18 protein-coding genes are annotated in these 22464 nt (G+C 68.2%); 15 read left to right on the top strand and 3 right to left on the bottom strand.

Annotation, left to right across the window (positions count from 1 at the left end; all coding sequences use genetic code 11):
- The first annotated feature begins 184 nt into the window (after positions 1-184).
- The 5 genes from AN218_RS05020 to AN218_RS05000 are packed head-to-tail and all read left to right on the top strand — an operon-like array spanning position 185 to position 5484.
- Entirely contained in the window at positions 185-1666 is a 1482-nt protein-coding gene (locus AN218_RS05020) for an ABC transporter substrate-binding protein (RefSeq protein ID WP_216311717.1), read from the top strand.
- Positions 1666-2610: an ABC transporter permease gene (locus AN218_RS05015; protein WP_070015401.1), complete on the top strand. Its 945-nt coding sequence runs from the start codon at positions 1666-1668 to the stop codon at positions 2608-2610. Before AN218_RS05020 ends, AN218_RS05015 begins: the two co-directional genes overlap by 1 nt.
- A complete protein-coding gene (locus AN218_RS05010) occupies positions 2607-3470 on the top strand; it encodes an ABC transporter permease (protein ID WP_070015400.1) in 864 nt (287 codons plus the stop codon). The genes AN218_RS05015 and AN218_RS05010 overlap by 4 nt, the downstream gene beginning before the upstream one ends.
- The gene (locus tag AN218_RS05005) at positions 3467-4441 is read left to right on the top strand and encodes an ABC transporter ATP-binding protein (protein ID WP_070015399.1); all 975 of its coding nucleotides are present in this window, start codon (positions 3467-3469) and stop codon (positions 4439-4441) included. Before AN218_RS05010 ends, AN218_RS05005 begins: the two co-directional genes overlap by 4 nt.
- The gene (locus tag AN218_RS05000) at positions 4438-5484 is read left to right on the top strand and encodes an ABC transporter ATP-binding protein (protein WP_079131825.1); all 1047 of its coding nucleotides are present in this window, start codon (positions 4438-4440) and stop codon (positions 5482-5484) included. The genes AN218_RS05005 and AN218_RS05000 overlap by 4 nt, the downstream gene beginning before the upstream one ends.
- Positions 5485-5566: 82 nt before the next feature.
- Here AN218_RS05000 and AN218_RS04995 read toward each other — a convergent pair whose 3' ends face one another.
- The gene (locus tag AN218_RS04995; protein WP_070015398.1) at positions 5567-7033 is read right to left on the bottom strand and encodes a DHA2 family efflux MFS transporter permease subunit; all 1467 of its coding nucleotides are present in this window, start codon (positions 7031-7033) and stop codon (positions 5567-5569) included.
- Between the two features lie 144 nt (positions 7034-7177).
- On the opposite strand from AN218_RS04995, the gene AN218_RS04990 reads away from it, so the two are divergent.
- Complete coding sequence (locus AN218_RS04990; RefSeq protein WP_070015397.1) at positions 7178-7855, top strand: TetR/AcrR family transcriptional regulator; 678 nt, start codon at positions 7178-7180, stop codon at positions 7853-7855.
- Positions 7856-7943: 88 nt separating this feature from the next.
- Here the strand turns inward: AN218_RS04990 and AN218_RS35980 are convergent, their stop codons facing one another.
- Complete coding sequence (locus AN218_RS35980; RefSeq protein ID WP_141747474.1) at positions 7944-8774, bottom strand: hypothetical protein; 831 nt, start codon at positions 8772-8774, stop codon at positions 7944-7946.
- A 206-nt stretch (positions 8775-8980) separates the two neighbouring features.
- Between AN218_RS35980 and AN218_RS04980 the strand changes: the two genes are divergently transcribed.
- The 5 genes from AN218_RS04980 (at position 8981) to AN218_RS04960 (ending at position 14876) form a co-directional block, all read left to right on the top strand.
- Positions 8981-9250, top strand: coding sequence for a helix-turn-helix domain-containing protein (locus AN218_RS04980; RefSeq protein ID WP_070015395.1), 270 nt, complete (start codon positions 8981-8983; stop codon positions 9248-9250).
- A gap of 220 nt (positions 9251-9470) precedes the next feature.
- Entirely contained in the window at positions 9471-10163 is a 693-nt protein-coding gene (locus tag AN218_RS04975) for a hypothetical protein (RefSeq protein ID WP_070015394.1), read from the top strand.
- 19 nt (positions 10164-10182) lie between these two features.
- Complete coding sequence (locus tag AN218_RS04970; protein ID WP_070015393.1) at positions 10183-11604, top strand: hypothetical protein; 1422 nt, start codon at positions 10183-10185, stop codon at positions 11602-11604.
- A 3-nt stretch (positions 11605-11607) separates the two neighbouring features.
- Positions 11608-13431: an SNF2-related protein gene (locus AN218_RS04965; protein WP_070015392.1), complete on the top strand. Its 1824-nt coding sequence runs from the start codon at positions 11608-11610 to the stop codon at positions 13429-13431.
- A 173-nt stretch (positions 13432-13604) separates the two neighbouring features.
- On the top strand, positions 13605-14876 hold the full coding sequence (locus AN218_RS04960; RefSeq protein WP_070015391.1) for a DNA cytosine methyltransferase: 1272 nt from the start codon (positions 13605-13607) through the stop codon (positions 14874-14876).
- On the opposite strand, the gene AN218_RS34140 is transcribed toward AN218_RS04960, so the two are convergent.
- Positions 14811-15281: a very short patch repair endonuclease gene (locus AN218_RS34140; RefSeq protein ID WP_079131824.1), complete on the bottom strand. Its 471-nt coding sequence runs from the start codon at positions 15279-15281 to the stop codon at positions 14811-14813. The genes AN218_RS04960 and AN218_RS34140 overlap by 66 nt on opposite strands.
- Positions 15282-16552: 1271 nt before the next feature.
- Here AN218_RS34140 and fabD point away from each other — a divergent pair.
- The 4 genes from fabD to AN218_RS04940 all read left to right on the top strand — a co-directional run.
- Complete coding sequence (gene fabD, locus AN218_RS04955; RefSeq protein ID WP_079131823.1) at positions 16553-18286, top strand: ACP S-malonyltransferase; 1734 nt, start codon at positions 16553-16555, stop codon at positions 18284-18286.
- A 209-nt stretch (positions 18287-18495) separates the two neighbouring features.
- On the top strand, positions 18496-18750 hold the full coding sequence (locus AN218_RS04950; RefSeq protein ID WP_070015389.1) for an acyl carrier protein: 255 nt from the start codon (positions 18496-18498) through the stop codon (positions 18748-18750).
- A gap of 3 nt (positions 18751-18753) precedes the next feature.
- Complete coding sequence (gene asnB, locus AN218_RS04945; RefSeq protein WP_070015388.1) at positions 18754-20724, top strand: asparagine synthase (glutamine-hydrolyzing); 1971 nt, start codon at positions 18754-18756, stop codon at positions 20722-20724.
- Positions 20725-20739: 15 nt separating this feature from the next.
- Positions 20740-22464, top strand: a 1725-nt coding sequence (locus AN218_RS04940; RefSeq protein ID WP_141747473.1) for a type I polyketide synthase, incomplete at its 3' end; no start/stop codon positions are given.

Genomic DNA, 22464 nt, shown 5'->3' with positions numbered 1-22464 from the left:
AGTCGACTCCGGGTAACGGATGTGGGCGGCTGTCTTGACCTGGCCGGCCGGGGTTCGTAACGTGCCCGCCGTACTTCGCGATAATGATGCATCTTCATCATAATGATGATTCAGGGTGCTGGCGACCGGTCGACGACGGGGGGCAGGAGTGGGACGGCTGAGCCGATGGGCAGGCGCCGCACTCGTGTTGGCGCTGCTCGGTGCGTGCTCGCCCGGTACGGGCGTGGACCGCGGTCTGAGCAAGGACGGCTCCGGCGTCGTGGCCGCCATCGCCGGCGAGCCCGACCAGCTCGACCCGCACCGTACGTCGGCGTACTTCTCCTTCCAGGTGCTGGAGAACACCTTCGACACCCTCGTCGAGCCGGACGAGAACCTCAGGATGCGGCCCGCGCTGGCCAAGAGCTGGAAGGTCAGCAAGGACCGGCTCACCTGGACCTTCACCCTCCGCAAGGGCGTGAGGTGGCACGACGGTTCGGCGTTCGGGGCCGACGACGTCGTGTACTCCTACCGGCGCATCATCGACAAGAAGCTCGGCAACGCCTGGCGGTTCGACGGCGTACAGGACATCTCCGCACCGGACGACTCGACCGTCGTCCTCACGCTGGACAAGCCCGTCTACAACCTGCTCTCCAGGATCGGCGGCAACAAGGGGCTCGCCATCGTCAACAAGAAGAACGTCGAGAGCGGGAAGATCAAGACGCACCCGGTCGGCACCGGACCCTTCTCCTTCGACGACTACAACCCCGGCGAGTCGATCCGCCTCAAGGCCAACTCGCGCTGGTGGGGCGGCGCTCCGAAGATCCCGACGCTGACCTTCCGCTTCATACCCGAGCCCACCACGGCCCTCGCGGACCTGGAGGCCGGCGAGATCAGTTGGACGGACAACATCCCGCCGCAGCAGGTCGAGCGGGTCGCACAGAACCCGGACCTCAAGCTGGACTCCGCGGTGGGCAACGACTACTGGTATCTGGCCGCCAACGAGGACCGCCGCCCCTTCGACGATCCCCGCGTCCGGAGGGCCATCGCGTACGGGATCGACCGCAAGGCCATCGTCAAGGTCACGCAGTACGGCAACGCCGCGGTGAACCAACTGGCCATACCGAAGACCAACCCCTGGTACACCGCGTACTCGCCCTACTCCCACAACCCGCGCCGCGCCGCCAAGTTGCTCAAGTCCGCGGGCGTGCACCACTTGACGATCGACATGCTGGTGACCAAGGAGTATCCGGAGACCATCACCGCGGGCCAGGTGATCGCCTCCCAGTTGGAGAAGATCGGGATCACCGTCAAGCCCCGCGAAGTCGACTTCGCCACCTGGCTCGACAAGCAGGGCAAGGGCCAGTACGACATGCTGATGCTCGGCTGGCTCGGCAGTCTGGACGCCGAGGACTTCTACTACGCCCAGCACCACTCCAAGGGGAACTTCAACTTCCAGAAGTATGCGAACCCCGAGGTGGACCGGCTGCTGGAGGAGGGCCAGAAGGAGTCCGACACGAAGGCCCGCAAGGCCCGTTACGCGGCGGCGGCGAGGCAGATCGCCGACGACGCCAGCTACGTCTACCTCTACAACCCCGACGTCGTGCAGGTCTGGGCACCGCAGTTGAAGGGGTACAAGGTCCGCAGCGACGGCGCCATCCGCTTCCGTGACGTGAGGCCGGCCGACTGATGCTGCGCTTCACTCTGGCCCGCGCCGGGCACGCCGTGGTCGTCCTGCTGGGAGTGACGGTCGTCGTCTTCGCCCTGATGCATCTCGTGCCGGGCGACCCCGTACGGGTGGCGCTGGGCACGCAGTACACACCGGAGTCCTACCACGCGCTGCGTACGGCCTCGGGGCTCGACCGCCCGCTGCTCAGCCAGTACGTCCACTACGTGGGCAGCGCCGCCACCGGCGACCTCGGCGTCAGCTTCCGCACCGGGGAACCCGTCACGCTCGTCCTGCTCGAACGCCTTCCCGCGACGCTGTCGCTGGCGTTCGCCGCCATGGTCATCGCGGTGGGGATCGCGCTTCCCCTCGGCGTCTACGCCGCGACGCACCAGGGCAGGGTCAGCGACACGATCGTGCGCGTCGTGAGCCAATTCGGCGTCTCCGTACCGGACTTCTGGCTGGGCATCCTGTTCATCCTGCTGTTCTCCAGCACGCTGGGATGGCTGCCGCCCTCCGGCTACATACCGCTGACCGAGGACCCGCTCGGCTGGCTCTCCCGCGTGATCATGCCCGCGACGGCGGTGGGCCTGGTCTCCGGGGCGATCATCACCCGCTTCGTCCGCAGCGCCGTCCTGGAGTCGCTCGGCTCCGAACACGCGCGAGCCGCCCGCGCCAAGGGGCTGCGCCGCCGCGTCGTCACCGCCCGGCACGTCGTACGGAACGCGATGGTCCCCGTCGTCACCGTCATCGGCGTACAGGCGGCGATCCTGATGGGCGGCGTCATCGTCATCGAAGTGGTCTTCGCCTGGCCCGGGTTGGGACGGCTGACGTTCGACGCCGTCTCGGCACGCGACTATCCCGTGGTGCAGGGGGCGGTGCTGCTGGTCGCGGCGCTGTTCCTGCTCGTCAGCATGGTCGTGGACCTGCTGTACGCGCGAATCGACCCGAGGATATCGATCCGATGAGCGCACGTCCCGTCTCCGCGTGGAGCCATCTGCTGCGCCGCCCCGTCTCGGCGGCCGGGCTCGGCGTCGTCGTCCTGCTCGTCGTCCTGGCCTTCCTGGGACGGCGCCTCGCCCCGTACGGCCCGAACGCCGTCGACGTCACCGTCGCCCTCCAACCGCCCAGCGCGGCCCACTGGTTCGGCACCGACGACCTGGGACGCGACGTGCTCAGCAGGGTCGTGCTGGCCGCCCGGGTCTCGCTGGAGGTCAGCCTGATCAGCGTGGGCATCGCCCTGGTCGTCGGGGTGGTCCTCGGCCTCGTCGCCGGCTACTTCGGGGGCTGGGCCGACGCCGTCGTCATGCGCCTCGTCGACGTGGTCTTCGCTTTCCCGATCATGCTGCTGGCCATCGCGATCGTCGCCGTGCTGGGCCCCGGGGTGACCACCGCGACGGTCGCGATCGGCGTCGTGTACGTACCGGTCTTCGCCCGCGTCACGCGCGCGAGCGCGCTGGCCCTGCGCGAGGAGCCGTATGTGAAGGCCGCCGTCGGCATCGGCGCGGGCCCGCTGCGCATCATCCGCACCCACGTCCTGCCCAACGTCTCGGCGCCGGTCATCGTCCAGACCTCCCTCAGCCTGGCGTTCGCGATCCTCTCCGAGGCGGCGCTGTCCTTCCTCGGGCTCGGCGTGCAGCCGCCCCAACCCTCCTGGGGACGGATGCTGTTCGACGGCAAGGGCTTCACGGACGCCTGGTGGATGAGCGTCTTCCCCGGGCTCGCGATCTTCGTCACGGTGCTCGCCTTCAACCTCGTCGGCGACGGTCTGAGGGACGTCCTCGACCCGCGCCAGCGTTCCGCCATCGAGTCCAGGAGCGGCCGATGAACGCATCCGGATTCGCCGTGCGCGACCTCTCGGTCGTACTCGGCCGGGGCAAGCGCGCGGCCCACGTCGTACGCGGGGTGTCGTGGTCGGTCGAAGCGGGGCGGACGCTGGGCGTCGTGGGCGAGTCCGGCTCGGGCAAGTCGATGACGGTGCTCGCCGCGGCGGGACTTCTGCCCTCGCCGGCGGCCGTCACCGGCAGCGCGCTCCTCGGCGGCCGCGATCTGCTGACGCTCTCCGCGCGCGAACTCGAAGGCGTACGGGGGCGGAAGCTCGCCTTCGTCTTCCAGGACCCGATGACCTCCCTCAACCCGCTGCTCACCGTCGAACGGCAGATCACCGAGGGCATCGAGGAACACCTCGGCGCCACCCGCCGTGCCGCCCGCGACCGCGCCCGCGAACTCCTCGCCACGGTCGGCATCCCCGACCCCGACCGCCGACTGGACGCCTATCCGCACCAGTTGTCCGGCGGCATGCGCCAGCGGGTGATGATCGCCATCGCCCTGTCCTGCGGCCCGGACGTCCTCGTGGCGGACGAACCGACGACGGCGCTCGACGTCACGACACAGGCGCAGATCCTCGACCTCGTACGCGAACGGCAGGAACGCACGGGCATGGCCGTGGTGTGGATCAGCCACGACCTCGCCGTGGTGGGCGGCCTCGCCGACGACGTCGTGGTCATGTACGGGGGACAGGTGGTCGAGCAGGCACCGGCCGAGACCCTGCACGGATCGCCCCTACACCCTTATACGCGCGGCCTGTTGGGGGCACGTCCCCTCCTCGGCGCACGACGCGCCCAGCTCACCGCGATCCCCGGCACGCCCCCCGACCCCCGTCAACTGCCGCCCGGCTGCGTCTTCTTCGACCGCTGCCCCGTCCAGGGGGATCCGCGGTGCGAGACCGAGGTCCCGGAGCTGCTGGAGGTCGGCACCCGCCACTACGCCCGCACGTTCTGCCCGGAGGACGACCGGTGAGCAGCGAACCAGACCCGGGCACGGCCCGTGACACACCGTCCGTACCACTGTTGGACGTTCGCAACCTGCGCGTGCGGTTCCCCGGCCCCCGGGAGGGACGCCGGCTCTCCTGGGTGCACGCCGTCGAGGACGTCTCCTTCGCCATCGACCGCGGCCGGACGCTGGGCCTCGTCGGCGAGTCCGGATCCGGCAAGTCGACCGTCGGCAATGTGCTGACCCGCCTCGTCACGCCCACCTCGGGGACGGTCCGGCTCGACGGCCAGGACGTACTGGCCGCCCGCGGCGCACGGGCGCGCGAGCTGCGGCGGCGGATCGCGATGGTCTTCCAGGACCCGTACGCCTCGCTCGACCCGCGGCGCACCGCCGGCGCGACCGTACGAGAGCCGATGGACGTGCACCGGACGCACTCCGGCCGCGCCGAACGGAACCGCAGAGTCGCCGAACTGCTCGACCTCGTAGGGCTGGTGAAGGAGACCGCCGCGCGGTATCCGCACGAACTCTCCGGCGGCCAGCGTCAACGCGTCAGCGTCGCACGGGCGTTGGCGGCCGACCCCGACCTGATCGTCCTGGACGAGTCCACCGCCTCCCTCGACGTCTCGGTCCAGGCGCAGATCCTCAACCTGCTACGGCAGTTGCAGGACGAACTCGGGCTGACCTACCTCTTCATCTCCCACGACCTGGCCGCCGTCGAGCACGTGAGCCACCGCGTGGTCGTGATGTACCTCGGCCGCCTCATGGAGAGCGGGGACACGGACGAGTTGTACGCGCGCCCCGCGCACCCGTACACCCAGGCACTGATGTCCGCCGTGCCGGATGCGGACCCGGCCGCGGAGAGAGACCGCGAACGGATCCTCCTCGGCGGCGACCCGCCCAGCCCCCTCGACCCTCCGTCCGGCTGCGTCTTCCGCACCCGCTGCCCCATGGCGCTCGACGCGTGCGCGGACCCGGTCCCGCGGGTCGCCGTCGCGGACGACCACACCGCCTGGTGCCTCCGCACCGAGGACGCCCTGTCGCCGGAGCGGCTGCGGGGGCTGGTGCACTGAAGGGGCGGGCGGGTCCCGGGGCGGGGGCGCCGAAGGAGCCGCGGATTCACGGCAGTTGGCGGCCCCCCCCCCTTGGCTCGGGTCACTCCGTAAGTGCCCCCTGCTGTGCCGGCCGGGGTTCCCGGCCGGGTGACCCGGCGGGCGTTCGGGGACGTCCCGGAAGCAGGGGACTGACGGCCAGGATCACCAGAGCGACCGCGAAGACGAACCAGTACGCGTCGTGGAAGGCCCCGATTCCGCCCCCGGCGGCCCCTCCGGCGCCGGAGGCCGCGAGGATCAGCGCGACACATGCGACGCCGAGCGCCCCGCCGAGCTGATTGAGGTTGTAGAGCACGGAGCTGCCCTGCGGCACCTTCTCCGGCGGCAGCGTCCGGTACAGCGATCCCATGGTCGGCGCGCCCACCGCCCCGAGCCCGAGGCCGACGGCCAACGCGGCCGGTGCCGACCAGACTTCACCGCTTCCGGTACCGAGGCGGGCGAGGACGACCGTGGCCGCCGCCGTGAGCGCGGCACCGCCCTGGACGAGGCCGCGCGCGCCCAACGTGTCGCTCAGCCTGCCCGCCAGAGGCATGGCGAGAGCCGCGCCCAGGCCCAGCGGCGCCACCAACAGCCCGGCCGCGCGGGCCCCGTGGCCGTGGATCACCTGGTAGTAGAGCGGCAGGGCGAAGAGCCCCGCATAGGTGGCGAGGCCCACGAGCCCCTGCACGGTGACGCTCGCGGCGAAGCTGCGCCCGGCGAAGAGCCGTACGTCGATGAGGGGTTCGGTACGCCGGGCACGCAGCGCGTGGACCACGTACGCCGCCAGCAGGGCGAGACCGGCGGCGAGCGGAACGAGCACCGCCGGTGTGGCGAACTCGGCGTGCTCGCCGGCCTGGGTGAGCGCCAGTACGGTCGCGGCGAATCCGGGCGCCATCAGCAGGACGCCGACGACGTCGAGCCGCGCCCCGGACGTCCTCGCCCCCGCCGGGCGGGCCGGGATCACCCGCAGCGCGAGCACCAGCGCGACGATTCCGATCGGCATGTTGACGGCGAACATGGCGCGCCAGCCCAGGGATTCGAGCACGACACCGCCGAGCACGGGGCCGAGCACCGGCCCCAGGGAGAGCACGACGCCCATCATGCCCATCACCCGCCCGGCCCGGCCGGGCCCGGCGGCCCGGGCGAGGATCACCAGCACCAGCGGATCGACGACGCCCGCGCCGGCTCCCTGCACCACCCGGAAGACGACCAGGCTCCCGATGTTCCATGCCAGCGCGGAGGCGAGGGAACCCGCCAGGAAGAGCACGAGCCCGAAGAGCCACAGCTTCTTGACGCCGAACCGTCCGACGGCCCAGCCCGTGACCGGGATGGTCACCGTGAGCGCGAGCAGATATCCGGTCGAGGCCCAACTGACGGCGCCGAGGGAGCTGTTGAACTCGCCCGCGAGCGTGTCGGCCGCGACAGTGACCATGGTGCTGTCGAGGATCCCCATGATCCCGCCCAGCAGGGTCACACCGATCAGCCGCAGCAGCGCGGGATCCATCCGGTCGTCGCCTCCGACGTCTGCCATCGTCCCCACTCCATGACGCACCAGGTGAAGTATCTGAACCGCGCGGTTCAAAACTAGTCACGTCTGAGTATCCGACGCAACCGCCCGGCCCACCGATATGAACCGCACGGTTCACTTACCGGACGATGGCGGTACGCTGACGACGTGACCGAAGGCAGTACGACGAAGGCCGGCAAGCGCGGCGGAGTGCGCGGGCGCATCGACAAGCGACAGGCGATCCTCGAAGCCGCGTTCCGCATCTTCGCGCGGGACGGCTACGGCCAGTCCTGCGTGCGCGAGATCGCCGCCGAGGCCAACGTGGCCAAGCCCACCGTCTACAACCACCTCGGCGACAAGGAAACGCTCTTCCACGAGGCGATGGAGGCCGCCGTGGTCCGCACGGTCGGCCGCTCGCTGGCCGCGCTCGACCGGCTGCGCGAGCCCGAGGGCGAGATGCGTTCAGCGCTGGAAGAGACCGGCCACCGGCTGCTGAAGAGCCACTGCTCCAGCGAGTCCCAGGCGCTGCGGGGTCTGCTCCACGCCGAAGGCCCCCGCTTTCCGGGGCTGTTGAAGGAAGCCCAGCGGCAGGGACCACAGCGCGTCCAGGACGTCCTGGCCGACCGCCTGGCCCGCCTCGCACTCTCCGGCCGGCTGACCATCACCGACCCGGACCAGTCGAGCGAACAGTTCCTGGCCCTGCTCACCGCCCCCCTGGAGCTACGCTCCCGCCTGGGCACCCGCCGCGTCCCGGACGCCGAACTCCGCGCTGTCGCCCGGGCGGCGACCGACACGTTTCTGCGGGCTTATGGGGTGGGGGGAGCGGGGGAGAGGGACGGGGCCTAGCCGGCTGCCCGTTGGCGCGTCCTTCACCGCGGCACGGGTCTCCACTGCGGCGAGAACGGGAGAAGCCCGCCAAACGCCCGACGCCCCGTCAGTTCTTGCCGGCATGGGTCTTGAGAGCGGCCCGAAGCACGGTGCTGGCCACGTCGTTCATGTGGAACTCGTCCAGCAGGACGACTGCCGTCTCCATGACATCCGGGTACTCCCGCCCCTTGGCGTAGATCTCAAGGAAGGAGTCAGCCACGGTGTCGTCCTTTCCCTCCTTGAGCAAGTGAAGTGCGAGAGCGCCCTCGTAAGCGCTCAGCCCACCGGCGGCAATGCGGACGATGGACAGAAGCCCTGACGGGTTCGACCTGAGGGCGGCCGCCCGGTCCACGAACTCCGGGGCCGACGGCCGTGCCGTCCTGGGGCCCGGGGAGACTCCGGTCTTTCCGCTTCGTTGCCGGTCCCCTGCCGACAGGGGGACCGGCAACGAAGAGTTACTGCTCGGTTCTGCTCCGGCCGCCGGACCTTCCGAAGTTCCGGCGAGTGCAGGCGGCTTGCTCGCACGCTTCTTTTCGTCGCGCTCCCGTATGCGACGTTCCTTCCGGGCGGCGAAGGCCTTGTGCGCCAGATCCTTGATGGTGCTCTCGGAGTACGGGGGAGCAGCGAGTCGGCTGCGCACGGCCTTCATGGCCTCCTCAGACGGCAGGATGTTGTCCTGCCCGTGGAGCATTCGCCGCGTGTGGCTTCGACTGTAGCGGCGCAGCCTTCTCCCCAGCTCAGCGGCTGATGCGACGCCCAGGCTCATGGCCATGTCTCGGAAGGCTTGGACGTATTCCTCCTCGTCTGGTGTGAGAAGAGGGTTGATGCGAGACAGCTTCAACTTGGCAGACACCTGTGTCCCCTCGTGATTTTCCAGGCGAACCACCTTGTCTACCACCCGCAGCAATGGCATCTGAAGAGTGCCGTGTTGCGTGATTCTGAGACTGCTCCCGGCTCCATTTAATGCGCGACAGCCGGCGCTGGACATGACGGTGGATGCGTCGTCATGGTTGAAGGCGATCTCAATTCAGGCCGTGAGCCGAGCCGTCTGGCGTGCTCGTGCACGGCACGGCTGTGTCTTGCGGGGCAGTTAGGAGAAAACGCATGGGTCGACTTCCGCAGTTCTCGGTGGAGGAGAAGGCCAGGATCGCGTCGTCGGTGATCTCGGGTGAGCTGACTGCTCGCGAGGCAGCGCTTCGGAACGGTACGTCTGTGTCCTCGGTGTACAGGTGGCGGGCGCAGCTCCTGAGGTCGGGGGAGTCGGGCCTGCTGGGTGACGCTCCGAGACCTCGCCCGAGGCAGAAGGTGAAGGTGGTGACCAAGAAGGAGATGGACGTGCTGCGCAGGGTGCTGGAAAAGGCCGAAAATCAGTAGTCACGGCTTCCGGGAGCTGAGCAACAACCGTGACCAGGCGGCAGTGCTGGCTCTGGGTTCTTGCACTTAGCGTCGGCATCCGCTTTCACGGGGCCGCAACTGGGCGTCGGGGCCGTAGGTCACGAGACCGAATTCTGCAACCGGGTTTCAGGTCATTCTTCAAGCCGGCAGCCCCGGCGTCCAGTTCAGACATTAATTGGCGCAAATGAGGAGAAAACGCATGGAACTGCCATCGTGGCAGGACAAGGAGAAGAACGGCAGCATGATCCGGGCCGCTCTCTGGCTGGAGTGCGAAGTGGGCGAAGGGAACATCTTCAGGAAGTCCCAGCTACGTGCTGCTTTCCCGGATGTGGCCCAGATCGACCGGCGTATCCGTGATCTCCGGGATTACGGTTGGCAGATCGACACGCATCGTGAAGACGAGCGTCTCCTTCTGGACGAGCAGCGCTATGCCAAGAAGGGCGCGGAGGTCTGGATTCCGGGACAGAAGAGGGCCAATGCCAAGGCGCGGGCCGGCCTCTCCGCGGTCCAGCGGTCCCGGATCATGGACGGTGATGACCACCTCTGCCGCTCGTGCGGCATCAGCGCGGGAGAGCCCTACCCTGACGGGCAGGACGCGCAGTTGGACGTTGCGCGCCGGCGGGTCATTCTGGAAGACGGCTCGGAGGAGGTCCAGTTCGTAACCGAGTGCAACCGCTGCCGCATCGGCGGGAAGGGCCGGCTGGATGATGTCGGTGCCCTGATCGAGGCTGCGCGGAGTCTTACGCACCTCGAACAAGGGGCCATTCTGGAATGGATGGCTGCTGGCCAGCGGACTCTGGGGCCGGCAGAAGAGGTCTGGGGCAGGTACCGGGCACTCCCGGAGGAGTCGCGCAAGGCTGTCCAGCAGGCTCTGACCGAAGACCAGGACTGATGCAGGGAGATACCAGCTCATGACGCAGGACTTTCCATTGCCGCCAGCGGCCGGCGAAATCGCCGAGCTGGTCGGGAAGAGGCTCAAGGAGGTGAGGGAGGCAGGCGGCTCCCGGGAAACCGTGACCGTGGACCTCAATGGTCAGCTGTACCACGCTGAGGTCATCGACCTTCAGTTGAAGGATCTCTACTTCAATCCTGCGACGCATCGCATCCGGGCCCAGCGAAGCCATCAACCGGAGCGTGAAAAGGCCCTGTTGAGGGACCCTTGGGGTTCGGTGGGGCAAGACTATCTGAGGCGTCTTCTCAAGGCTGATCCGTCGGACCCGGAGAAGCGGGACTCCGCCTTCGATACGCTGAAGCAAGACCTCAAGGAGTACGGTCAGAACGAACCCGGCCTGATTACTTACCACGGGGTCCTGGTTAACGGAAACACTCGTGCTGCCGCCTTGCTTGAGCTGGGCGAGACCTCAATGCGCGTTGGCGTCCTGCCCGAGTCTGCTACGTGGGCTGAGATCAACGCAGTTGAGCTGTCACTGCAGATGCGGGAAGACCATCGCCGCGATTACACGTTTCTCAACAAGCTGCTCGCCATGGAGGAACGGCGCGAGGCAGGTCTTCCTCCTGAGGCAATCGCCAGGGAATTCCGGGTCCAAGTAAAGACGTATGAGCAGTCCCAGTGGATTCTCCAGCTCCTCTATGACCAGATTGAGCGCAGCGCCACAAATGGTGCTTCCCTCCGGCTGGTCGATTTCGAGGATGCTCAGGAGAAGCTGAGGGAGCTGCACCGTGACTACATGAATCTGGCCGCCAACGATCCGGACGGTGCGGAGATCCTCAAGGAGTCACGCATGCCCGCGATTGTTCTCCGCTTTGCCAAGACGGATGTCCGTTTTATCGAGGCCGACTTCCAGGACAGCTACCTGTCCCGCGAGCTGCCGGAGGACATTAATGCTGCAGGTCAGGAGGTGCCGGCCCAGGCTGAGACGCTGATCCCCGGTCTGGGGATCGCGGTGCCTGGTCCGTCCTCGAAGGTGTCGGCGGCCCGGCAGCGCACTACTCAACTGCTTCAGGCGCAGGCGCAGTTGAACAGCAAAGAACTGGATGAGGACAAGCGACGGGAGGCCAGGGAGTACTGGGAGAAGGTGAGGGAGGGCTATGACGCCGCCATCACCAGCGCCGGCCGGGACGTACGGCTCCGGAGGAAGAAGCAGATGGCCCCCGAGCGTCTCAAAGACGCCTGTAAGTCCATCGACCTCTGCGTCGGCGAAGTCGTGAAGGCGCGCGGCTCGAAGAGTTTTGACGAAGTCGCCTTCGACGAGGCCCTGTTGCAGCTCCGGGAGAGCGTTCAGAAGCTCGCCCGCCAGGCCGGCAAGGGGGTGGAGGACCCGGGAGAGGGCCTCTCCTGGCTCTTCGGCGCGGTGAAGGCAGAAGGGAACTAGAGCGTGACCCCGAGCCAACAGGGCTCACTGCATCTCGGGCTGGATGCCACAGGCACCAAGGCCGAGTTGACGGCGGCAGAGGGATACAGGTCGGATCTCGTCCAGATGGCTGCCCGATTCCGTACGGGGCGGCAGCCAGCACCGCTGATTGTCACCGTTGAGTTGGACGACTTTCTCTCCAGCATCGGTGTCATCAGCCAGTGGCCGGACCACCAGGGCGTCACATGGGACGACGATCTCCAGAAGCTCGTCACTTCCAGCCTTCGCGATGCAGAGACTGTCCGGAAACAGCTGAGTGCACCGGATCCGGGCTCACTGGAGCTGGCTGCCGACGACGTGCCGACGCTGCTCGGTTCCGAATGGCAGGGTCCGCTCACGGAGTTCCAGCGACGGGATATCGCCAAGCTCCTCTCGCTGGGGCACGGAGCGAACTTCAGTGTGCCCGGTGCCGGCAAGACCCGCGTCGCCCTGGCCGTATACGCCGCTGCGCGTGAACGGGGCGACGTACGCCGGCTGTTGGTCGTCAGCCCTAAATCTGCCTACGAGTCCTGGGTGTACGAGACCGGCATCTGCTTCCAGCGCCCCCTCCGCTCGCACATCCTTGACGCCGGCCGGGACCCGTGGGCTGAGGTGCTGATCGTCAACTACGAGCGGCTCAACCGCGAACTGGCCTTCCTGGCTTCCTGGCTGAAAGCCGAGCCCTCCATGCTTCTGCTGGATGAGGCGCACAGGATGAAGCTCGGCTCGCGGGGGACATATGGCGCCGCGTGCATGGCTCTCGGCCCGCAGGCCGACCGGCGGCTGATCCTCACCGGCACCCCGGCACCAAACGGCGCGAAGGACTTGGAGAACCTCCTCGGTTTCGTCTGGCCGGGCCACGGTCAGCGGACCGTCGTGCAGGCGGTCGCTGGCGGCGACCTCAGCCACGCAAGTGCCGTACTGCGGCCGCTGTTTACCCGGACGACGAAGCAGGAGCTGGGCCTGCCCCCCGTCACTGCACGCGTGGTCCGGGTGCCCTTGGCGCCACTGCACTCGGAGATCTACGGCGCGCTGGTCGGCAACTTCTCAGCCCGCGCTTCGGCTGTCGCGGAAGACTTCAACGCTCTGGGAAAGTCCGCTCTCCGCCTGCTCATGGCGGCCACCAACCCGGCGCTGCTGCTGGAAGGAGCGAGCAAGTACGAGCCCGTCGAGTACCGGCTGCCCCCTCTCGAAGTGCCCCAGGACCATTCTCTGTACGACCACTTGAAGAACCTGTCCGACTATGAGCTGTCGCCCAAGTACGCCGAGGCGTCGGCCATTGTGGCCGCCAACGCTGCCCAAGGACGTAAGACGCTGGTATGGACGACGTTCGTGCGGAGTCTTACGTCGCTGGCCAAGCTGCTGGAAAACTTCAACCCCGCGGTGGTTCATGGCGGAACCCCGGACAGGGAGGAGGAACTGCGGCGCTTCCGTGAGGACCCGGACTGCATGGTCCTTGTCTCGAACCCCGCAACTCTCGGTGAGGGCATCAGCCTTCACCAGGTCTGCCATGACGCCGTGTACGTGGACCGGGACTTCATGGCTGGCAGGTATCTGCAGAGCCTGGACCGCATCCACCGGCTTGGTCTCGCCGGGGACGAAGAGACCCGGGTGACAGTCCTGGCCGCAGATCAGACCATCGATGAGGTCGTCGAAGCCCGGCTCCACGACAAGCTGGACTTCATGGCCCGGGTGCTGGATGACCCTTCGGTCCAGCAGCTAGCGGACCTCCAGGAGGCCCCTCCCGCAGTCGGCGGCCTGGATGCCGCTGATATTCATGCTGTCCTGCAGCACATCAGGCGGATATAGACAGTCTGATGATCCGTGCTGCCGCGAGCTTGTCCGCCCTGCTCGCGGCAGCACTCCGGTGAGCTGCGACAATCCTGGTGCTGAGCAGGGAATTGAGAGCGCGGAGGACTGCCGCTTCTCGGTAACTCTGCGAGACTGGGGTCTCTTTGAGCCACACCGGGAGGACCACGCCGATGGGCGCGAGTAGCCATGAGCCACGTGAGCAGCTGACCTCGCTTGAGATCTGCGCGGGGGCCGGCGGGCAGGCGATTGGGCTTGAACAGGCCGGTTTCCGGCACCTCGCGCTGGTCGAGTACGACAAGCACGCGGTCGACACGCTGAAGACGAACATGGAGCGGGAGCACGGCGAGGATGCCCCCGACGTGTTGGGTTTGGACGTCCACGACTTCGAGCCCGGCCGCAAGCTGAAGGCGTTGGGCGGCGAATCCCTGGAGCCCGGCCAGCTTGACCTGCTGGCTGGCGGTGTGCCGTGCCCACCGTTTTCCAAAGCAGGAAAGCAACTTGGAGAAGACGACGACCGAGATCTCTTCCCCAGGATGCTTTGGCTGGTCTCTTCACTGAAGCCGAAAGCCGTAATGATCGAGAATGTGCGTGGGATCATGGACGTGAAGTTCGAGACGTACCGGAAATCCATCGCTGAGCATCTGGTTGAAGCGGGGTACCGGTTCTGTGGCTGGCGGATCCTGGAAGCACATAACTATGGTGTGCCTCAGCTGAGGCCGCGTTCGGTCCTGATCGCCATCCAGGACGAGTACTGCGTGAAGGCTGGACTGGAAGACGGGAAGTTCCCCTGGCCCACGGAAATGGGCAGTAGGCGGAACACTGTTTTTGATGCGCTGCAATCCTCCATGGAAGATCGCCGGAAGGTGCTCACACAGAGGTTCCCCAAGCTCGTCGGCAGGATCGACGAAGCGTACGCCAGGTGGCTGGAGAGGGCGCAGCAGAACGACACTGTCGCACCGACCCTCGTCGGCGGCTCAAGAAAGCATGGAGGCGCTGACCTGGGGCCGAGCCGTGCGAAGAAGCAGTGGGAGTCCCTGGGCGTCAACGCTCACGGCGTCGCGAACGAGCCAGCTCAAAGCACAGACCCCGAACGGGACTTCCTGCGTCCATCCGGCCCGATGCTCACGGTCCGCCAAGCCGCGACAATCCAAGGCTTCCCAGAGGACTGGAAGTTCGAAGGAGGCAAGACCGCCAGATACCGTCAGGTCGGTAATGCCTTTCCCCCGCCGGTTGCGAAGGCTATCGGTCTTGTCATCGCGTCCGTTCTCAGGCCAGAACTCAAGGAAGCTCTGCTGGACGGCGTGCGGACTGAGTATTTCGGCGCCCAGTCAGAACCCGGGCATTTCCAGACCGAATTGGAGTTGACGCCGGATTCCTCAGACTCCTCGATCGGCCCGTTGCCGACGAACGACCGTAACGATCTCGTTGGCGCAGACGTCTGAGGCTTCGTGCTCCCAGAACCGCAGAACGAGCCAGCCTGCTTCGATGAGCCGCTTGTCCGTGTCCCGGTCGCGCTCCATGTTCCGCAGGACTTTCTGGGACCAGTACCCGGAGTTGGTCTTCGGCGGTACGTAATGCTCAGGGCAGCCGTGCCAGTAGCAGCCGTCGATGAAGACAGCCACCTTCCACGGACGGAAGACCATGTCGGCGGTGCGGCGCAGGCTGGTCAGCGGTCTCGCGCTCACCCGGTACCGCAACCCTTCTGCGTGGACGAGCCGGCGGATCTGCTGTTCGGGCTTCGTGTCCCGGCTGCGGATCGCCTGCATGTTCCGTCGGCGGGCTGCTGACGAAGCCCACGATCCCTCCGGGGGGACCCAGTCTTCTGCGTCGTTCTCTGAGCTGGCCATTGGGACTCGTAGATGTCAGTAGTCGGTTGGTGTGCCAGAGCGTAACGCCTGACGGAAGCTGGCTCGGAACCTCCCTGCGAACGTGACCGGTTGCTTGAGCGGCACCCCCGGTCGGGTCGTCCGCCACCCTTGATGGCCGCGGCCGACGCGATCACTTCGGCACTGGCCGACCGAGCAACCTCCTGGGTCGCCCGGTGAGCGAACGTGGCGGCAATCCCCGGTCGGCGCCCACGCGCGCCTCTACCGGGGCGAGCGGCCCGTCGGGAAGGAGTTTCGGCCTGATCTGCGGAATCAGCGGACGTGTTCGCCTGTCTGGCACGGCCTCGCCGAGCCCTTCCCCACAGTTTCGACGTCCCGCAGTAATGGACCGACGCGTCTCCCCGCGGTGAGCGGACTCCCGATATCCCCTGAAGGCACGGGGACTTCGGGTCGGCCCGTGGGGTCGGATCAGACCTCTCCCTGATGCCGGGGCCAGCCTTCGCCGTCGTACAGAACTGTGTGTGGGACGGCGAGTGGTGCCGAGGAGGCGAGACCGGCTCTTGTTGTGCGGGGCTCTTCTCATTCGAGCAGGCGGAGCCGGACACGCTTAAGGCGTGGTCATGTCAATTGTTTCGGTTACCGTTGAGTTTCCTTCTGTATTCACTCCGGGAAATGTCTGGGTTGTGCGGGGATACCCGTGTGCGCGGTGCCGGATCTGTCCTGGAACGGAAGGGGATTCGGGGTGAGTGTGTCCGTGGTGCGGGGTGGTGTGCTCTGGTCTCGATGTCTGATTTCGGGGACCCGCGGAATTTTAAGGATCTGTTAACCCGCGAGTACGCGAAGTTTATGGTGGGCGCAGTTCTAGGGGATTTCTGAGAAGTTCCTCCGGCGGCGCTTGTAGTGGGGGCTGCTTCCCGGTGGCTGATGCTGCTTCACGTCCTGGGCTAGACCTTGTCCTGACAATTCGCTGACCTGCTGTGATGATGGCTCCGAAGGAGTCTCCGCGCGTTGACAAGGCCATGGGGTTCAGCCTGGGGAAGGGTATTCCGTCGGCACGTCGTAACGTTCCGGTTGGCTGGTCTGTGATTGCGGGAGCCAGAGTTGCCGCCTACACTCCACGGCAGGCGTTCAAGGACCGCTGCCCCTTCGGTGCACTCCGGGGGTGGGACCGGTAAATAGGTCTTGGTCCGCGTGGTAGCTTTTGGGCGGCGGCCGTTTCGCGCTTTGTGTGTGGGCGATACGTTCGATCTGCTGATACCAGGCGAAGCCATTTATCGGAGTGCGGATTCGGTATGTCAGTGGATACGTTAGAAGGCTTCCCCGATTTCGTGCTCTTCCCGGGACAGGGCTCTCAGTCGAAGGGAATGGGAAGAGAACTCTTCGACCGTTTTCCCGAGACCACCGCGTCGGCCTGCGACGTCCTCGGATACGACCTGCGCGAGCTGTGCCTGGAGAACCCGGAGGGCCAGCTCGACGACACCCGGTACACCCAGTCCGCCCTCTACACCGTCAACGCCCTTGCGTATCTGGGGTCGTTGGAGGACGGGGCGCCGGAGGGCGACTACCTGCTGGGGCACAGCCTCGGCGAGTACAACGCGCTGCTCGCGGCGGGCGTCTTCGACTTCGAGACCGGACTGCGGCTCGTCCTCAAGCGCGGTGAGCTGATGGCGCGGGCGCGCCACGGCGGGATGCTGGCCGTACTGGGGCCCGGCGAGGAGGAGTTGCGGCGGACGCTGGCCGAGGAGGGCATGGATCGTCTCGACGTCGCCAACGTCAACACCCCCGCGCAGACCGTGCTTTCGGGCCCGGTGGAGGAGATCGAGCGCGCCCAGCGGCACTTCGACGAGCGCCGGGTGCGTACGGCGCGGCTGAAGGTCTCCGCCGCCTTCCACTCACGGCTGATGAGACCCGCGCGGGAGGAGTTCCGTGCGTTCCTCCGGGGATTCCGCTTCGCGCCGCCGCGTGCCACGGTGATCGCCAATGTGTCGGCACGGCCCTACGGCGATGTTGCGGAGACGCTGAGCGAGCAGATCGCCGGGCCGGTGCGGTGGCTGGAAAGCGTCCGGTACGTGCTGGAGCGGACCTCCGCCGAGCGCGGCAGGGAGGCGGGACCCGGGACCGTACTGACGAGGATGCTGCGGCAGATCGACGGTGTGTCCGGGTCGGGGAATTCCCCCTCCGTCTCTGCGTCCGGCTCCGTGCCCGCTGCCTCCGCCCCGGCCCCGGCCCCGTCCGCTCCCGCAGCGTCAACGTCCGGCAGCGCGCGGCCCGTTGGGCACGCCACCGCCGCCACCGCCGATGCCGTACGGGAGTCCACCCGGCCCCTGCTGATCTGCGCGCCCTACGCGGGAGGCGACGAGCGCTCCTACGCGGGGCTCGCCGAGCAACTGCCCGAGGCGGACGTCGTCACCCTGGAGCGGCCGGGCCGCGGGCGGCGGGTCTCCGAGCCGCTGCTGACCGAACCGGGGCCCGTCGTCGAGGACATGCTGGCCCGGATACGGGACCGGGTGAGCCGGCCGTACGCGCTCTACGGGCACAGCCTCGGCGCGCGGCTCGTCCATCTCCTCGCCCGCCGGCTGCGCGAGGAGGGCCTGCCCGGCCCCCGCCATCTGTTCGTCTCCGGCGAGTGCGGCCCCTCGCGGCCCAGCCGGGAGCGCTACACCAGCGATCTGCCCACCGACGCCTTCTGGAAGCACCTGAGAGAACTCGGCGGCGTGCCGGACGAGTTGTTCGAGTACGAGGACCTCACCACGTTCTACGAGCGCGTTCTGCGCGCCGACTTCACCGTCCTCGGGGCCTGCGCGTACACCCCCGCCGCACCCCTGGACTGCCCCGTCACCGCCATGACCGGCGACGAGGAGGGCCTGACCGAGGCCGACGTCGGGGCCTGGCAGCGGGAGACCACCGCGCCGCTCACGGCCCGGGTCTTCACCGGAGACCACTTCTTCATCCGGGCGCACTGGCCCGGCGTCGCACGCGTCGTCGCCGCCGGGCTGGGCGCCCGCCGACCCGCAGGGACCCGCTGACCCGGAGGAACGCGACAGGACCGTACGAGGACCCACCGCGGCAGCGCGTCGACGGCGACGCGCGGCGAGTCGGCCCCGGCAGGACCGGTTCCGTCCGCACCGCCGTGCCGGCTCCCGGGTACCGCCCGGGCCCCGGCTCCGCCCGAACCCGCCCGCATCCCGGGCCCGACCACACCCGGAACCAGATCCGGAACGAGATGAGGTACGCCATGGAGCAGGAACTCAAGCAGTACATGGAAGAGCAGTTCATGTTCGAGTTCGATTCGGAGATCACCGAGGACACCGACCTGTTCAAGGCGGGCGTGCTCGACTCGTTCGGCTACATCTCGCTCATCGGGCACATCGAGGGGGAGTACGGCGTCAAGTTCGGCGAGGAGGCGCTGCTCGGCAACGTCGCCGTCACCTTCGCCGGCCTCGTCGAGTCCGTGGCGTCCGCCCGTCGGCAGACCGCCGAGAGCAAGTAACCGGTGTGCGGCATAGCGGGCTTCCACGCGAGCCCCCTGCACCCGGAGCGCTACCGGGACATCGCCGGTGCCATGCTCGCGCAGATCGAGCACCGGGGCCCCGACGAGGCGGGCTGCTTCCTGGACGACCGTACGGCCATGGGCACGGTGCGGCTGAGCATCATCGACCTCGCCTCCGGCTCGCAGCCCGTCGGCAGCACCGACGGCCGGTACTGGCTCTGCTACAACGGCGAGCTGTACAACTACCGGGAACTGCGCGCCGAGTTGGCGGGCCGCGGGGTGTCCTTCCGTACGGAGTCCGACACCGAGGTCGTCCTGATGGCCTGGGCGCACTGGGGGCGCTCGTGCCTCGAACGCTTCAACGGGGCCTTCGCGTTCGCCCTGAAGGACACCGTCACCGGTGAACTGCACCTGGCCCGCGACCGGTTCGGCAAGCGGCCGCTGTATGTGGCGCGGCACGGCGACGCGTGGCTGTTCGCCTCCGAGATGAAGGCCTTCCTGGCCTACCCCGGCTTCGAGTTCGCCTTCGACGAAGAGCATCTCGCCTCGACGTTCGCCACCTGGACGCCGCTGCCCGCGCAGAGCGGATACCGCGGCGTCGAACAGCTCCCCATGGGCGAGTATCTGACGGTCCGCGGGACGGAGACCGAACGCGGCCGCTGGGCGTCGCTCGACCTGACCGGCGGCGAGCCGCCCGCCACCGAGGACGAGGCCGTCGACCTCGTGCGCGCCGATCTGGAGGCCGCCGTCGACCTGCGACTGCGCAGCGACGTCGAGGTCGGCGTCTACGCCTCCGGAGGTCTGGACTCCTCGATCCTCGCCCATCTCACCAAGGAGCGGGCGGGGCTGCCGCCGCGTACGTTCTCCATCCAGTTCGAGGACGCCGAGTTCGACGAGACCGCCGAGCAGGAGGAGCTGACCAAGCACCTCGGGACGCACCACTCCACCGTCCGTGTCTCCGACTCCGACGTCGTGGAGACCTTCCCCGAGGCCGTACGCCACGCCGAAGTCCCCGTCTTCCGCACGGCGTTCGTGCCGATGTACCTGCTGGCGCAGCATGTGCGCAGCGAAGGCGTCAAGGTCGTGCTCAGCGGCGAGGGCGCCGACGAGGCCTTCCTCGGCTACGGCATCTTCAAGGACGCGCGGCTGCTCTCCGAGTGGCACGAGCTGGACGAGGCGACCCGGATGCGGCGCATGGCGCAGCTCTACCCGTATCTGCGCCACTTCAGCGGCGAGGACGGGCACCGCCGGATGCTGGGCCTCTACCGGCAGTTCACGGAGGAGACCATGCCCGGTCTCTTCTCCCACCAGATGCGGTTCCAGAACGGCCGGTTCGCCGTGCGGCTGCTCAAGGACGCGGGCGACCCCTTCGCCGCGGTACAACGGCTCGTCGCGGAGGAGCCCGGATACGCGGAGCTGTCCGCGGTGCAGAAGGCACAGTGGCTGGAGTTCCGTACGCTGCTCAGCGGCTATCTGCTCGCCACCCAGGGCGAGCGGATGGCGCTCGCGCACGGCGTGGAGAATCGCTGCCCGTTCCTCGACCCGGCGGTGGTGCGCCGCGCCGCGTCCGTCAACGGCCGCTTCGGCGACCCGTACGACGAGAAGTACCTCCTCAAGCGCGCGTACGGGGACGTGCTGCCCGAACGCATCGTCAGCAAGGGCAAGTTCCCCTACCGGGCGCCGGACAGCGCCGCGTTCGTACGGTCCCGTCCCGACTACCGCGACCTGCTGGCCGACCCCGGCACCCTCGGCGACATCGGCGTGCTCGACGAGCGCTTCGTGCGGCGCTTCACCGACCGGGTCTTCGACAGCCCGCCCGAGCGGATCGGCACCAAGGAGAACCAGGCGTTCGTCCTGCTGGCCTCCACGGTCTGGCTGCACCACTGGTACGTGCGCGGCAACGCCCGCCGCGACACCCCCCTCGCTGTCCCCCTGTACGTCGTCGACCGGCGCAGCAGCGCGCTGCCGGCCTAGGACGGAGATCCTGCGATGAAGGAAGAATCCGGCGCCCTCCCCGAGGAAGGCCCCGTCGGCACCGCTGTCGGCACCGCTGTCGGCACCGTCGCCGACGGCGCGGCCGGCGGCCCGGTGGACGGGCAGGACATCGCTGTCGTGGGCCTGTCCCTGCGGCTGCCGGGCGCACGGAACCCGGAGGAGTTCTGGGAGCACCTGGCCGCGGGCCGCTCGCTGATCAGCGAGGTGCCCGAGCGGCGCTGGCGCAAGGAGGACCATCTCGGCAACCCGCGCCGGGAGTTCAACAAGACCAACAGCGTGTGGGGCGGCTTCGTCGACGACGCCGACTGCTTCGACGCCGAGTTCTTCCATGTCTCGCCCCGCGAGGCCCGCTCCATGGACCCGCAGCAGCGGATGGCGCTGGAGATGAGCTGGCAGGCGCTGGAGGACGCCGGATACCGGGCCGACCGGGTCGCCGGCTCCCGTACGGGCGTCTTCATGGGGGTGTGCCACTGGGACTACGCCGAGCTCATCGAGAAGGAGGTCTCCGAGGTCGACGCCTACTACCCGACGGGCGCCGCGTACGCGATCATCGCCAACCGCGTATCGCACCACTTCGACTTCCGCGGGCCCAGCGTCGTCAACGACACCGCGTGCGCCAGTTCGCTGGTGGCGGTGCAGCAGGCGGTACAGGCGCTCCAGTCCGGGGACTGCGACCACGCGCTGGCCGGAGGCGTCAACCTGACCTGGTCGCCACGGCACTTCATCGCCTTCGCCAAGGCGGGCATGCTCTCGCCGGACGGGCTCTGCCGCGCCTTCGACGCGGACGCCAACGGCTACGTACGGGGTGAGGGCGGCGGCGTCGTCCTGCTGAAGCGGGTGGCGGACGCCCGCCGGGACGGCGACCCCGTACACGCGGTGATCAAGGGCATCGGCAGCAACCACGGCGGGCGCACCAGTTCGCTCACCGTCACCAACCCCGCCGCGCAGGCCGAGCTGATCGCCGGGATCTACCGGCGGGCGGGGATCGCCCCGGAGTCCGTCTCCTACATCGAGACCCACGGGCCCGGCACCCCGGTCGGCGACCCCATCGAAGTCAGCGGCCTCAAGCGGGCGTTCGCGCAGCTCGGCGAGGGACGGGAGGCCGAGCCGTCCGGGCACCGCTGCGGCATCGGCTCGGTGAAGACCAACATCGGGCATCTGGAGGGCGCCGCGGGCATCGCCGGGATGCTCAAGGTGATCCTGGCGATGCGTCACCGCAAGCTGCCCGCGACGGTGAACTTCCGCCGTCTCAACCCGCTGATCACGCTGGACGGCAGCCCGCTGTACGTCGTGGACCGGCTCACCGACTGGGAGACGGACGCAGCCGGGACGCTGCGGGCGGGCGTCAGCTCGTTCGGCTTCGGCGGCACCAACGCGCATGTGGTGCTGGAGGCGCCCGGCGGCCACGCGGCGGAGGTCACGGACGCGGAGGCGGTCACGGACGCCGACGTGGACGGCGGGCCGGACGAGGGGCCCGACGAGGGCGCCGAACCGCGCGCTCTGCGGCTCCCCGTCTCCGCCGACGACGAGGAGCGGCTGCGTGAGCTGTGCCGCTCGCTCGCCGAGTGGGCCCGTGCCCGCGAAGCCGAAGGCACGGCGCCGCCGCTGGCCGACATCGCCCGCACCCTGCGCGAAGGGCGGGTGCCGATGCGGGAGCGTGCGGTCTTCCGCGCGCGGAGCGTCGCCGAGTGGGCGGAACAGCTCACGGCGCTCGCCGAG

It is taken from the genome of Streptomyces nanshensis (genome assembly GCF_001751255.1).
GTDB classification, from domain to species: domain Bacteria; phylum Actinomycetota; class Actinomycetes; order Streptomycetales; family Streptomycetaceae; genus Streptomyces; species Streptomyces nanshensis_A.
The sequence above is the reverse complement of the archived record's forward strand: the minus strand, read 5'-3'. Positions and strand labels throughout refer to the sequence as shown.